The organism is Kitasatospora sp. NPDC058492, from assembly GCF_042720685.1.
Classification (GTDB): domain Bacteria; phylum Actinomycetota; class Actinomycetes; order Streptomycetales; family Streptomycetaceae; genus Kitasatospora.
Map to the genome: position 1 here is coordinate 38,274 of NZ_JBHXMU010000039.1, position 11,859 is coordinate 50,132.

Annotated in this window: 10 protein-coding genes; 4 read left to right on the top strand and 6 right to left on the bottom strand. The window is 74.4% G+C overall.

Translation table 11 applies throughout. The features are described 5' to 3' along the window. Nucleotides 1-135: 135 nt before the first annotated feature. A complete protein-coding gene (locus tag ACFWPI_RS24510) occupies nt 136-1,512 on the bottom strand; it encodes a DUF6271 family protein (protein ID WP_380371838.1) in 1,377 nt (458 codons plus the stop codon). Next, nucleotides 1,494-2,585, bottom strand: a complete 1,092-nt coding sequence (locus ACFWPI_RS24515) for a phytanoyl-CoA dioxygenase family protein (protein WP_380371841.1) — start codon at nt 2,583-2,585, stop codon at nt 1,494-1,496. Before ACFWPI_RS24515 ends, ACFWPI_RS24510 begins: the two co-directional genes overlap by 19 nt. A gap of 454 nt (nt 2,586-3,039) precedes the next feature. On the opposite strand from ACFWPI_RS24515, the gene ACFWPI_RS24520 reads away from it, so the two are divergent. Continuing rightward, nucleotides 3,040-4,989, top strand: a complete 1,950-nt coding sequence (locus tag ACFWPI_RS24520; protein ID WP_380371843.1) for an FUSC family protein — start codon at nt 3,040-3,042, stop codon at nt 4,987-4,989. Nucleotides 4,990-5,079: 90 nt separating this feature from the next. On the opposite strand, the gene ACFWPI_RS24525 is transcribed toward ACFWPI_RS24520, so the two are convergent. After that, nucleotides 5,080-6,483, bottom strand: a complete 1,404-nt coding sequence (locus ACFWPI_RS24525; protein ID WP_380371846.1) for an amidase — start codon at nt 6,481-6,483, stop codon at nt 5,080-5,082. Between the two features lie 240 nt (nt 6,484-6,723). On the opposite strand from ACFWPI_RS24525, the gene ACFWPI_RS24530 reads away from it, so the two are divergent. After that, nucleotides 6,724-8,055: a cytochrome P450 gene (locus ACFWPI_RS24530; protein WP_380371848.1), complete on the top strand. Its 1,332-nt coding sequence runs from the start codon at nt 6,724-6,726 to the stop codon at nt 8,053-8,055. A 53-nt stretch (nt 8,056-8,108) separates the two neighbouring features. Here the strand turns inward: ACFWPI_RS24530 and ACFWPI_RS24535 are convergent, their stop codons facing one another. The 3 genes from ACFWPI_RS24535 to ACFWPI_RS24545 all read right to left on the bottom strand — a co-directional run bounded on the left by ACFWPI_RS24535 (nt 8,109) and on the right by ACFWPI_RS24545 (nt 10,182). Further along, nucleotides 8,109-8,567: a hypothetical protein gene (locus ACFWPI_RS24535; protein ID WP_380371851.1), complete on the bottom strand. Its 459-nt coding sequence runs from the start codon at nt 8,565-8,567 to the stop codon at nt 8,109-8,111. 113 nt (nt 8,568-8,680) lie between these two features. Next, the gene (locus ACFWPI_RS24540) at nt 8,681-9,262 is read right to left on the bottom strand and encodes a DUF421 domain-containing protein (protein ID WP_380371853.1); all 582 of its coding nucleotides are present in this window, start codon (nt 9,260-9,262) and stop codon (nt 8,681-8,683) included. 119 nt (nt 9,263-9,381) lie between these two features. After that, complete coding sequence (locus ACFWPI_RS24545) at nt 9,382-10,182, bottom strand: LysR family substrate-binding domain-containing protein (RefSeq protein ID WP_380371940.1); 801 nt, start codon at nt 10,180-10,182, stop codon at nt 9,382-9,384. Nucleotides 10,183-10,249: 67 nt separating this feature from the next. On the opposite strand from ACFWPI_RS24545, the gene ACFWPI_RS24550 reads away from it, so the two are divergent. Continuing rightward, nucleotides 10,250-10,678, top strand: a complete 429-nt coding sequence (locus ACFWPI_RS24550) for a DUF5997 family protein (RefSeq protein ID WP_363377117.1) — start codon at nt 10,250-10,252, stop codon at nt 10,676-10,678. 121 nt (nt 10,679-10,799) lie between these two features. Next, the gene (locus ACFWPI_RS24555; RefSeq protein WP_380371856.1) at nt 10,800-11,741 is read left to right on the top strand and encodes an SDR family oxidoreductase; all 942 of its coding nucleotides are present in this window, start codon (nt 10,800-10,802) and stop codon (nt 11,739-11,741) included. Nucleotides 11,742-11,859: the final 118 nt, after the last annotated feature.

The window sequence follows — 11,859 nt, forward strand, 5'->3', positions numbered from 1 at the left end:
GGCGGCGAGGGCGGCGCGGAGCGCCGTCCGGTCGTGCGCGGCCGGGTCGGGCGCGACGCCGGTGTGGGCGGTGGTGTGGTGCGCCGGGGCGCGGTGGGCGATGGTCTGACGTATCACGAATGGCTCCCGGTGCGGCTACCGCGGCAGCCGGTCGGCGGGCGTGGCCTTGCTCGCCCGCATGAGCGGACCCCACGCGTCGATCAGCAGCGCGAAGTCCTCGATGTCCGCCTGCGCTTCGTCGAGCAGACGCGCCCGCTGGGGCGCCAGGTGGTCGGCGAACTCGGCGTACTTCCCGCCGAGTCGCCGGTAGCAGTGGTCCAGCGCGTCGAGCCGTCGGTGGTTCTCCGCGCGGTCCGTCGCGGCGCTGCGGCGGGCGGAGTCGGCGATGACGTCGGCGCGGATGTGGTGCGCCTCGTCGAGGAGGGCCCCGCGGGCCGCCTCCATCTCGGAGTAGACCGGGTAGAGGTAGAGCATGGAGAGCAGGAACTTGGCGTAGCGCAGCTGGTAGGCGGTGAAGCCCGCGCCGGTGCGCCGTTCCGGGGTGTAGTAGTTGACGATGTGCCGGTTGTGGACGACGCCGGGCAGGGTGGCGTCGCGGACGAGGTGCAGCAGGAAGTAGTCGCTGCCGATGGTGGCGGTGGCGGGCGGCAGCGGGACGCGGTCGTAGACCTCGTGGTCGAGGGCGACGTTGCACATGTCGATCCGCCAGATGTCGGGCAGGTCGAGCACGGCGCGGTCGTGGCGGAACGGGTCGGTGCCGCCGCCGGTGAAGGAGTCGGCGACGAGTTCGCGGCGTTCCTGCTCGCTCGCGCCGGTGGGCGCCCAGAGCGCGACGACCTGGTGGTAGGCGTCCGGGTCGAGTTCGCGGATCTCGCCGATGTCGACGGAGAGTTCACCGATGAAGGAGCCGCCGACCAGGGCGACGGGCTTGTCGGCGTGCACCGGGTCGAGGGTGACTTCGGTGACGGCGGCGGCCGCGTCGGCCGCCTTGAGGCCGAGCGTGGCGAGCTCGCGCTCGATCGGGAACACCGGTTCTCCGTCGAGCAGTTGGTACGCGCTGTCGGAGTCGCGGCGGTGCACGGAGGAGCAGCCGAGCGCGCCGGCGAGCAGGAACGCCCGGTTGGTGCAGGCGCCGTAGGAGACGGCGTCGGGGAGCATCAGGTCGAGCAGATTGTCGCCGAGCGGCCCGTCGGGGCCGGCGGCGCCGGAGCGCTCGATCACGTCGCGCAGGAAGGCGCGTTGGGCGGCCTCGTCGAGGTGGTGGACGACCACCTCCCCAGCCTCGAAAGCGGCACCAGAGCCGACGGCGGACGCAGCGCCGGACCCGGCGGCGGGCAGCGCGGCGACGGCCTCGGCGTGCCGCCGGTAGGTGGCCGGATCGGCGGAGTCCAGGATCAGCAGGTGCACCCGGACGCCGAACCGCCGTGCGGCGTAGGCGGCTTCGGCGCCGATCGCCGCGATGGTGGCCGCGCACTCGCGGTTGGTGGGCAGGGTCAGGCAGACGGCGCGCATGCCGGCTCCCCCGTGGACTCGGCGGGCTGCGGGGCGGGCCGGTCGTCCGTGGACTCCGGGCCGTGCCAGGAGCGCAGTCCGAGCAACCGCTCGCCGAGTTCGGTGAGTTCGGCGGGCCCGTAGCGCAGCGACTCGTGGCGGGTCGCGTCGCCGACCAGGGTGCGGTTCCAGTCCGGGGTGGCGAGGGTGCGCCAGGACTCCACCCGGGAGCGGCGCAGCTGCGCGGCCTCCTCCAGCGCGGGCATCATCGACAGGTACTGCACGGCGCGGACGCCGTTCTCGGAGGTGTTGCGGGCGACGCCGTGGGCGAGCAGGCCGTTCCAGATCAGCAGGTCGCCGGCCTTCAACTCGGGCCGCACCACCGGGAACTCGGTGCGGTCGACGTCCGGGCGGATCGGGTCGCGGTCGGCGGCCTGGGCGGCCTGCCACTCGTTGAAGCGGCGGAACAGCTCCGGGTTGCACTGGAAGCCGCCGCGGTCGGGCCGGGTGTCGTCGAGCGCGATGATGCCCTGGACGCGCTGGGGCAGCATGCCCTGGGTGGTGTCGACGTCCCAGTGCAGTTCGATGTCGAAGCCCCGGTCGGTGGGCTCGATCAGCGCGCGGTCGCGGTTGCGGATGTTCGGCGGGTTGAGGTTGAGCCGGTCGAGGGTGACCCAGAGCTCCTCGCAGTCCCAGACGTCGACGAAGGCGTCGTAGACCCGCCGGGCCTGTCTGCTGTCCCAGATCAGCTGGTGGTGGTAGGCCTCGACGAAGCCGTAGATGTGCAGTTCCCGGTCGAGTTCGTCGCGGTGGTCGCGTTCGCGGTACCAGTCCTCGGGGCGGTCGGGCGAGAGGCCCTGGAAGTCCCAGGCGAAGTCGAGCAGGCGCCGTGCGGCCTCGGCCGGGATGGCCTCCTTGACCACGATGTAGCCGTAGGTCTGCCAGAACGCGAAGTCCTCCTCGGAGAGCACCCGCAGCGGACGCTCCTTGCGGACTTCGCGCAGCGCCGTGCGCGCGAGGTAGCTCTCCCCGTCCTCGCTGAAGTAGGGGCGCGCCGAGGCGGCTCGGTGCAGATATCCGTCAGGGCTCGGCATGGGCAGTCACTCCATGGTTCGTAGTCGACGCAGCGCTTCCTGGACGCACAGTGCGGGCACGGCGAGCCGACGGCCCGTCACCGGCCGTGCGTGGAATTCAGCCCGCAGACCGCATGCCGTCCGCATGCGCTCCACCTCGCCCAGGGCTCCGGCCGCGCAAGGTTTCGCCACGTCAAGGGGCCAACTCGACGGTCCGGCAAGGCCCCTCACCCTGCCTCAGCCCTGGCCGAACCACGCCCCTCATACGTTGGACTAGACCAACTAATGGTGTCAACCCTCGACGGCTGGTTACCAATAGGGAAATCCCTGCAGTTCAGATGGCCCCTCGGGGTTCGCTTTATGTTTCGGAGAGTGACATAAGTCGGGATATGTTTCGGGAATTGACATACCCGGACGTGAACCAAAACGAGTTCCCCAGCGTTGCGCCCCGTCCTTCGCGCCGTACGTTGGGCCTATGGCACACCGCCCCGCCGCCACCCGGCTCACCCCGCCCGGCTGGCTGACCGCGAGCCTGCGCCCCAAGGCCGCGCCGGTCCCCTGGGCCGCCGCCGCCCGGGCCTCGGTGGCGCTGGCCGCGCCGCTCGCGGTCGGCACGGCCACCGGCCGGCCCGGGTACGGCGCGCTGGTGTCGATGGGCGCGCTGTCCGGGGTCATCGGGGACACCGCGGACGCCTACCGGATGCGGGTGTTCAACATCGCCGTGCCGCAGCTGTTCGGCGCCCTCGGGGTCCTGCTCGGCACCCTGGTGTACGGTGCGGGCTGGACGGCCGTCGCCGTGCTGACCGCCGTCGCCCTGGTCTCCGGCATGATCTCCTCGATCGGCGCGGTCGCCTCGGTGTCCGGACTGCTCCTGCTGCTCAACGCGGTGGTCGGCGCCGGACTGCCGCTGCCCTCCCCCTGGTGGGCGCCGCCCGGACTGCTGCTGCTCGGCGGCCTGTTGGTGCTCGGCCTCACCCTGCTCGCCTGGCCGCTGCGCGGCGGCGCGCCGGAGCGCTCCGCCGTGGCCGGCACCTACCGGTCGGTCGCCGCCTTCCTGGAGGCCGCCGGCACCCCCGGAGCCGACGACTCGCGGCAGGCGCTCACCCAGTCGCTGAACCAGTCCTACGACCTGCTGCTCGCCCGCCGGGCCCGCCGGCACGGCCGCTCCCCCACCCTGGTCCGGCTGCTCGCCCAGCTCAACGCCGCCATCCCGGTGGTGGAGGCCGCCTCGGCGGCGCAGCTGCGCCCGCGCGAGTGCGGTCCGCTGCCGCCCGCCTACCCGGCGGCGGTGCGCGAGCTGGCCGCGGCCGTCGAGCGGGGCCGCTCCGGATCGACCCCGCCGCCAGGACTGCCCGATCCGGCCGGGCCGTCCACCCGCGCCCTGGTCGCCGCGATCGGCCACGCCCGGGCCGTCGCGCACGAGCCCGCACCCGACCCGTACGCCGACGACGACCCGCTCGGCCGGCCCGCCGCGCTGCGGGTCCGCACCCGCCGGGCCGCCCACGCGCTGCTGCTGTCCGGCGCGTCCTGGCGGTACGGGCTGCGGCTGGCCCTGTGCATCGGCCTCGCCCAGATCCTGGTGTCGGTGATCGCGGTGCCCCGCTCGTACTGGGTGTCGCTGACCGTCACCTTCGTGCTGAAGCCCGACTTCGGCTCGGTGTTCTCCCGGGCGGTGCTGCGCGCGCTCGGCACCGCCGCCGGGCTGCTGATCGCCATCCCGGTGCTGGCCGAGGTGCCGCACGGCTGGTGGGACGTGCCGGTGATGGCGGCGCTGGCGGCCCTGATCCCGGTGCTGTCGGCGAAGGGGTACGCGTTCCAGACCGCGGCGATCACCCCGGTGATCCTGCTGCTCTCCGACCTGCTCAACCACCGGGGCTTCCACCTGGTGCTGCCCCGGCTGTACGACTCGCTGATCGGCTGCGGCATCGCGCTGCTGACCGGCTACCTGCTGTGGCCGGAGTCCTGGCACACCCGGATCGGGGAGCGGCTGGCCGACGCCGTCGCGGACTCCGCCGCGTACGTCTCGCTGGCCTTCACCACCGGGCCCGGGGCCGACCAGCCGGCCCGCGCCCGGTACCGGCGGCGGCTCTACCGGGACCTGTCCGCCGTGCGCAGCGAGTTCCAGCGGGCGCTCACCGAACCGCCGCCGGTCGGGGCCCGGGCCGAGGCCTGGTGGCCGCTGGTGATCGCGGTCGAGCGGATCGTGGACACCACGACCGCCACCCGGGTCCGGGTCGAGCACGGCGCTCCGGCGCCGTCCCCGGCCGAGGTCGGCGCCGTCGTCCGGGAGCTGTCCGACCTGGCCGGGGCGCTGCGCAGCGGCGGGCCGCTGCCCGAGGCCGGGCCGGACGACCTCCGGCCCGACTGCGCGCTGGGCCGGCTGCACCGCGAGGTGCAGGCGGCGCGGGCGGTGGTGCCCGCCTGAGGGCCGGGCCGGCCGGGGCCGGCCGGTCCTGGAGCGGCCGCTCGGGCATCCGCCCCGTCGAAGGCCGGGCCAGTCCCGCCGCAGGCCCGGTCAGTCCTGGATCCGCCGCCAGGGCCGGTCCGCCTCCAGCTCGAAGGCCAGCTCCAGCAGCAGCCGCTCCTGCCCGTGCGCGGCCGAGAGGTGCACGCCGATCGGCAGGCCGCTCGGCGCGGCGCCGGTGGGCAGGGCGATGCCGGGGCCGCCGGTCACGTTGTTGACCGGGGTGAAGGCCACGTAGCGCTGGAGGCGCTCGATCAGCTCGTCGAAGGCCACGTTCGGGCTGAGGTGGCCGATCGGCGGGGCGGCGTGCGCGAGGACCGGCGAGAGGATCACGTCGTGGGTGCGGAAGAGGCCCGCGTACGCGGCTTCGGCGCCGCGCAGCCGGCGCAGCACGGCCGGGGTGTGCAGGAACTCCCGCTGGTAGAGCCGGCGCAGCCCGGTGGTCAGGCCGTCGAGCCGGTTGATCCGGAAGCTGCGGTCCAGCATCAGCCGGCCGCTGACCGCGATGGCGAAGGCGATGTAGCCCCAGTAGAGGACGAAGTCGCGGGAGAACTCCTCGCCGAACGGCAGGGTGGTCTCCTCGACGTGGTGGCCCAGTGCGGCCAGCCGGGCGGCGGTCTGCTCGACGGCGGTGCGGGTGGGCTCGTCGGTGCCGGCGAGCGGCGAGTCCACGACCAGTCCGATGCGCAGCCGGCGCCGCCCCGGGCCTTCGACCAGTCCGAGCGGGGGCAGCGCGGGGTTGCGGTGGTGGCGCTCGGCGGCGGCGTAGAAGGCGGCGGTGTCGCGGACGGAGCGGGTGAGCACGCCGTCGGTGACGAGGTCGATCGGCAGTTTGCCGCCCTGGGCGTTGGTGACCAGGCGGCCCCGGGTGGGCTTGAGTCCGACCAGTCCGCAGCAGGCGGCCGGGATGCGGATCGATCCGCCGCCGTCGTTGGCGTGCGCGATCGGCACCACTCCGGCGGCGACCAGCGCGGCCGAGCCGCCGGAGGAGGCGCCGGCCGAGTGCGAGGGCTTCCACGGGTTGCGCACCGGCTGGGCGGTGGCGAACTCGGTGGAGGCGTTGAGGCCGAACTCGGGCAGCCGGGTCTTGCCGAGGACGGCCAGGCCGGTGGCGAGGAACTGGTCGGTGAAGCGGGAGTTGCGCCGGGCCGGGCGGGCCTGGAAGGCCTCGCTGCCCATGCCGGTCGGCAGGCCGCGCAGGTCGACGTTGTCCTTGAGGAAGGTGGGGACGCCGTACAGCGGGCCGTCGGTGCCGTCCGGGCCGAGCCGGGGCCGGTCGTAGGACGGGTGGGCGACGGGGGTGAGCGTCCGGTCGACCCGGGCGGCGCGGGCGGCGGCGGCCGCGGCCAGTTCGGCGGGGGCCACCTCGCCGGCGCGGACGAGGGCGGCCAGGGCCACGGCGTCGTGCGCGCCGAGGGCGTCGTCGGTGAACCCGTGGGCCCGCTCGTCGGTCATCCGAACTCCCCAATCCCTACTGACCGGTAGTCGCGCAAGAGTTCGCAGTGTAGGCGCGGGGCGGGCGCCGGGGATACCCCACCCCCGGCGCCCGCCGCCGAACCCCGACGGCGCACGGGCGTTCGGCATGCGCCCCCGCGTTCACCCCACCCGCCGGTCGGAGATCGTTTCGCCGACGGCCCCGGGGAAAGGCCGGATCACGAACCGATCCGGTCCACCCCCCACCCCAAGGTGACGCCCGTGCCCACCCAGTACACCTCGGCCACCGCCCCCGGCGCCCTCCCCCTGCTCGGCCACGTCCCCGCGTTCGTCCGCCGGCCGCTGGAGTTCGTCGCCGGCCTGCCCGCCCACGGCGACCTCGTCCGGCTGCGGCTCGGCCCGCTGGACGCGTACGTCGCCTGCCACCCCGAGCTGGTCCGCCAACTGCTCACCGAGGACCGCACCTACGACAAGGGCGGGCTCGTCCTCGACAAGGCCCGCGAGGTCTTCGGCGACGGCCTGGCCACCTGCCCGGCCGCCGCGCACCGGCGCCAACGCCGCATGCTGCAACCCGCGTTCCACCGCGACCGGCTGCCCGGCTACGCCGCGATGATGGCCGAGGAGATCGCCGGCACCACCGCCTCCTGGAGCGACGGCGACGTGGTCGACGTCCCCGCCGCGATGTACCGCCTCACCACCGCGGTGACCGCCCGCTGCCTGTTCGCCGCCCACGAGCGGGCCGGCTCGCTGCCCGTCCACGACAGCATGGACGTCATCACCCGCGGCGTCGGCCGGCGCGTCATGATGCCGCTGCCCGGAACCGACCGCATCCCCACCCCGGGCAACCGCCGCTTCCGCCGCGCCCAACAGGACCTGAAGGAGGTCACCCGGCGGCTGATCGCCGACTACCGCGCCGCCGGCACCGACCACAACGACCTGCTGTCCACGCTGCTCAGCGCCCGCGACGAGGACGGGCGGGGGCTCACCGACGCCGAGATCCACGACCAGGTGGTCACCTTCCTGCTCGCCGGCATGGAGACCACCGCCGCCACCCTCTCCTGGGCCTGGACCCTGCTCGCCGCCCACCCGGCCATCCGCGACCGCCTGCACGCCGAACTGGACACCGTGCTCGACGGCCGCCCCGCCCGCCACGAGGACCTGCCCGCCCTGCCGCTCACCGCCAGGGTGGTCACCGAGACGCTGCGGCTCTACCCGCCGGTGTGGATCCTCAGCCGCGTCGCCACCGCCGACGCCGAACTCGGCGGCCACCGCGTCCCGGCCGGCGCGACCATCCTGTTCAGCCCGTACCTGCTGCACCGCCGCGCCGACGTCTTCGCCTGCCCCGCCCGCTTCGACCCCGACCGCTGGCTCACCATCACCCGCCCCTCCCCCGGTATCTACGCCCCCTTCGGCCTCGGCGCCCGCCGCTGCATCGGCGACGCGTTCGGCACCACCGAGGCCGCCCTCGCCATCGCCACCATCGCGGCCCGCTGGACCGTCACCCCCACCCCCGGCCGCCCGGTCCGCCCCGCCCGCAGCTCCTCGCTGTCCCCCCGCCCCTTCACGGCCACCCTCGCCCGCCGGGCCTGGTGACCGGGGCTCCCGCCCCGCGCCGGCGGCGGGCGGGAGCCGCGCCTGACGATTCGTCACATGGTGCGCGGCGGGCGGGGGATGCCCTGCCAGCGGTAGAGCATGGACTCCCACGTGTAGGTGTAGGCGAAGGTGACGTCGAAGCTGGTGGTCCGCTCCAGGTGCGGCTGGCCGGGGGTCTCCGGGTCGAGCCAGGTGGTCGCGCCGTAGACGGACGCCCGCGGGTACACGCAGATCGTCCAACGGAACCAGCCCGAGGAGAGCTGGACGTCCTGAGACGGCACGTTGCCGCCCGGCGTGCCGAAGCTCCAGGCGTACGTGCCGGCGTCCAGGAACAGCCGCCGCTCGACGCACTGCTGCGCCGGCGTCACCGGAGCCGGCAGCGGCACCAACTGCCCGTAGCCCTGGAGGAATTCGCGTTCGGTCGCGGCGGATGCCGTCCCGGCCGCCGGCCCGGCCACCAGGGCGAGCAGGACGGCCGTCAGGGCCGGGATCCAGGAGAGTCTGCGCAGCATTCGATCCTCCGGCCGGACGGAGGCCCGGCGAGTGTGGACGGAAGTGGTCTACGCCAATCCTGCCGGGCCGGGTGCGGCCGTTCCCATCCCAGACCTCTGGGGTGGCCGCCGGGTCAGCCTTCGCTTCGCCGGTCGGCCGCCAGGGTGGTGAGCAGCCGCTCGATGGCCTCCAGCCGGCGCTGCAGGTCCTCGACGTCGCCGCGGGTGGCGCTCTGCTCGGCGGGCTTGAGGGTGATCACCAGCTGGCCGTCGGGCTCCAGCCGCCCGACCGCGACGTCGCGGATGGTGTCGCCGTTCTGGACGCGGACGGCGTGCTCGATCTCGGACGCGCGCAGCGCCAGCCCGCGCAGCGCGCCCGGGACGAGCTTGCCGTCGCGCACCACGGTGGTCGGGGTGCCCTCCAACAGCCGGGCGGCACGCGGGTCGTGGGCCAGCCAGCGGGTGACGGCGGCGTTCACCGCGATCAGGGTGACCGCACCGATGGCGCCGCCGAGCAGGCTGTTGTCATTGCCGATGATCGCGTTCTGCACCACGTTGGACAGCAGGAAGATGACCACCATGTCGAAGGTGTTCAGGCCCGCCAGCCCGCGCTTCCCCGCGATCCGGAACAGGATCAGGATCAGCGCGTAGACCGCGATCGTGCGGAGGATCTTCTCCACGATCGGAATCTGGACGATCACCAGGTCGTGCCACATGGCCCCGCTCCTTCAACCCCTCGGCCGGACGGGGCGGGCGGCGCCCGGGCCCGACGGTACGCGCCCCGCCGGGCCCCGGCCAGCACCCGGACGAACCCGGGTCCCCGGCCGGACACGCCCTACGAGCGGCGCTTCGGCTTGCCGCGCTTGGCCGCGGCCGCACCCCGGCCGCCCGCCGCGGGCTTCGGCCGGCCCTTCTGCTGGCCGCCCTTCTGCTGACCGGACTTCTGCTGGCCGGACTTCTGCTGGCCGCCCTTCTGCGGCTGGGACTTGCGCGGCGCCGCGGCCTTCTGGGGCTCGGCCGCCGGCTGGGCGCCGCGCCCGCGCGAGCTGTTGACCGTGCGGCCCCGGACGATGCCGATGAACTCCTCGACCAGCTCCGTCGTGCGGTCCTCCGGCCAGGCGAGCGCCACCTGGGACTGCGGCGCCTCGGCGACCGGCCGGAAGGTGAGGTCCTTGCGGTGGTGCAGCCGGGCCAGCGACTGCGGCACCAGCAGCACGCCGACGTTGGCCGCGACCAGCTCGATGGCGTCGGCGGTGCTGGCCGGGCGCTCGATCGCCGGCTGGCCGGGCAGCGCGCCCGGCCAGCCGAGGGTGTCGTCGAGCGGGTGGAACACCACCTCCTCGGCGAGGTCGCCGAGCGCGACCTCCTCGGCGGCCGCGAGCCAGTGGTCCTTGGGGAAGACCACGACGGTGGTCTCGGCGTAGAGCGGGATCGCGCTGAGCACGTCCCGGTCGACGGGCAGCCGGACGAGCCCGGCGTCCGCGGTGCCCTCGCGCAGCGTCCCCTCGCCGTCCCCGGCCGGGACGGCGAGGAGGTCGAGCCGCACGTCCGGGAGCCGCTCGGACCACACCCGGACCCATTTGCCGGGGGTCACGCCCGGGACGTACGCGAGCCGGAAGGACGGGTTCACCTGCATGTCTGTCACAGGGCAAGGCTACCGACCGTGACCGGGAGCGCCCGCGCACTCCCTTACCCTTGTCACCATGACATCGCTCAAGCAGAAGACCAGCCAGACCATGAAGCCGGCCACCGCCGCCAAGAAGCTGGGGATCTACCTCGACGCGGCGCCGACCGGCTTCCAGGAGGGTGTGGTCTCCCGCGAGGAGCTCAGCGCGCTTCAGGCCGACCCGCCGCAGTGGCTCCAGGAGCTGCGCCAGAACGGCCCGCACCCTCGCCCGGTGGTCGCCGCCAAGCTCGGCGTCTCCATCGCCGGCCTGGCCCGCGGCGGCGTGACCGAGGCGCTCACCACCGAGCAGATCGAGGCCGTCAAGGCCGAGAACCCGCTCTGGCTGCAGCACGAGCGCGCCAACCAGGTGGACGTCCGCAAGGAGGCCGTCCGGATCAAGGAGAAGCAGGAGAAGGACGCCGCGGCGCTTGCCGCCAAGGCTGCCAAGGCCGCCAAGGCCGGCTGACCCGCGCGCTCCGGCCGCCGGCCGGGCCCGATTGTCAGACCCCTGCGCAAGGCTGGTGCCGACGTCCGTTCCACGGGCGTCGGCACAGTCGTCGGCGGACATGCGGACAGGGAGCTTGCGGATGGCACAGGCAGCAGGGGCGGCACGGGCAGCAGGGGCGCTGGACGGTCGGATCGCCCTGGTCGCGGGGGCGACCCGGGGCGCCGGGCGGGGCATCGCGGTGGAGCTGGGCGCCGCCGGGGCGACGGTGTACGTCACCGGGCGAAGCACCCGCGAGCAGCGCTCGGAGTACGACCGGCCGGAGACCATCGAGGACACCGCGGACCTGGTCACCGCGGCCGGCGGCCGGGGCATCGCAGTGCCGACCGACCACCTGGTCCCGTCCCAGGTGGCCGCCCTGGTGCAACGGATCGACGCCGAGCAGGGCCGGCTGGACGTCCTGGTCAACGACATCTGGGGCGGCGAGAACCTGTTCGGCTGGAACGTCCCGGTCTGGGAGCACGACCTGGACGACGGCCTGCGGCTGCTCCGCCTCGCGGTGGAGACGCACGCCGTCACCAGCCACCACGCCCTCCCGCTGCTGCTGCGCCGCCCGGGCGGCCTGGTCGTCGAGATGACCGACGGCACCGCCGAGTACAACCGCGACACCTACCGGAACTCGTTCTTCTACGACCTCGCCAAGGCCTCCGTGCTGCGGATGGCCTTCGCGCTCGGCCACGAGCTGGGCCCGCGCGGCGCCACCGCCCTGGCGCTCACCCCCGGCTGGATGCGCTCGGAGATCATGCTGGAGCACTTCGGCGTCACCGAGGAGAACTGGCGCGACGCCCTGGCCCGGGAGCCGCACTTCGGCATCTCCGAGAGCCCGTACTTCGTCGGCCGGGCGGTCGCCGCCCTCGCCACCGACCCCGAGGTCTCCCGCTGGAACGGCGGGTCGGTGTCCAGCGGGCAGCTGGCCCTGGAGTACGGCTTCACCGACCGCGACGGCAGCCGGCCGGACTGCTGGCGCTACCTGGTCGAGGTGCAGGACGCGGGCAAGCCGGCCGCGCCGGAGGGCTACCGCTGACGGGGCGTCGGCGGCGGTGCCACCGGGCGCCGGGGAGAACCCCTTTCCCCGCGCCGCATATTGACCGCGCCGCCACCGACTCCGAATAATCGGCGCCACCGGGGCGCCCAGGCAACCC

What these genes read in the sequence shown, in the direction of transcription:
- ACFWPI_RS24545 (WP_380371940.1), bottom strand. Translation starts at nt 10,182, where the DNA reads ATGCAGGTGAACCCGTCCTTCCGGCTCGCGTACGTCCCGGGCGTGACC.
- ACFWPI_RS24535 (WP_380371851.1), bottom strand. Translation starts at nt 8,567, where the DNA reads ATGCTGCGCAGACTCTCCTGGATCCCGGCCCTGACGGCCGTCCTGCTC.
- ACFWPI_RS24540 (WP_380371853.1), bottom strand. Translation starts at nt 9,262, where the DNA reads ATGTGGCACGACCTGGTGATCGTCCAGATTCCGATCGTGGAGAAGATC.
- ACFWPI_RS24555 (WP_380371856.1), top strand. Translation starts at nt 10,800, where the DNA reads ATGGCACAGGCAGCAGGGGCGGCACGGGCAGCAGGGGCGCTGGACGGT.
- ACFWPI_RS24510 (WP_380371838.1), bottom strand. Translation starts at nt 1,512, where the DNA reads ATGCGCGCCGTCTGCCTGACCCTGCCCACCAACCGCGAGTGCGCGGCC.
- ACFWPI_RS24515 (WP_380371841.1), bottom strand. Translation starts at nt 2,585, where the DNA reads ATGCCGAGCCCTGACGGATATCTGCACCGAGCCGCCTCGGCGCGCCCC.
- ACFWPI_RS24525 (WP_380371846.1), bottom strand. Translation starts at nt 6,483, where the DNA reads ATGACCGACGAGCGGGCCCACGGGTTCACCGACGACGCCCTCGGCGCG.
- ACFWPI_RS24520 (WP_380371843.1), top strand. Translation starts at nt 3,040, where the DNA reads ATGGCACACCGCCCCGCCGCCACCCGGCTCACCCCGCCCGGCTGGCTG.
- ACFWPI_RS24550 (WP_363377117.1), top strand. Translation starts at nt 10,250, where the DNA reads ATGACATCGCTCAAGCAGAAGACCAGCCAGACCATGAAGCCGGCCACC.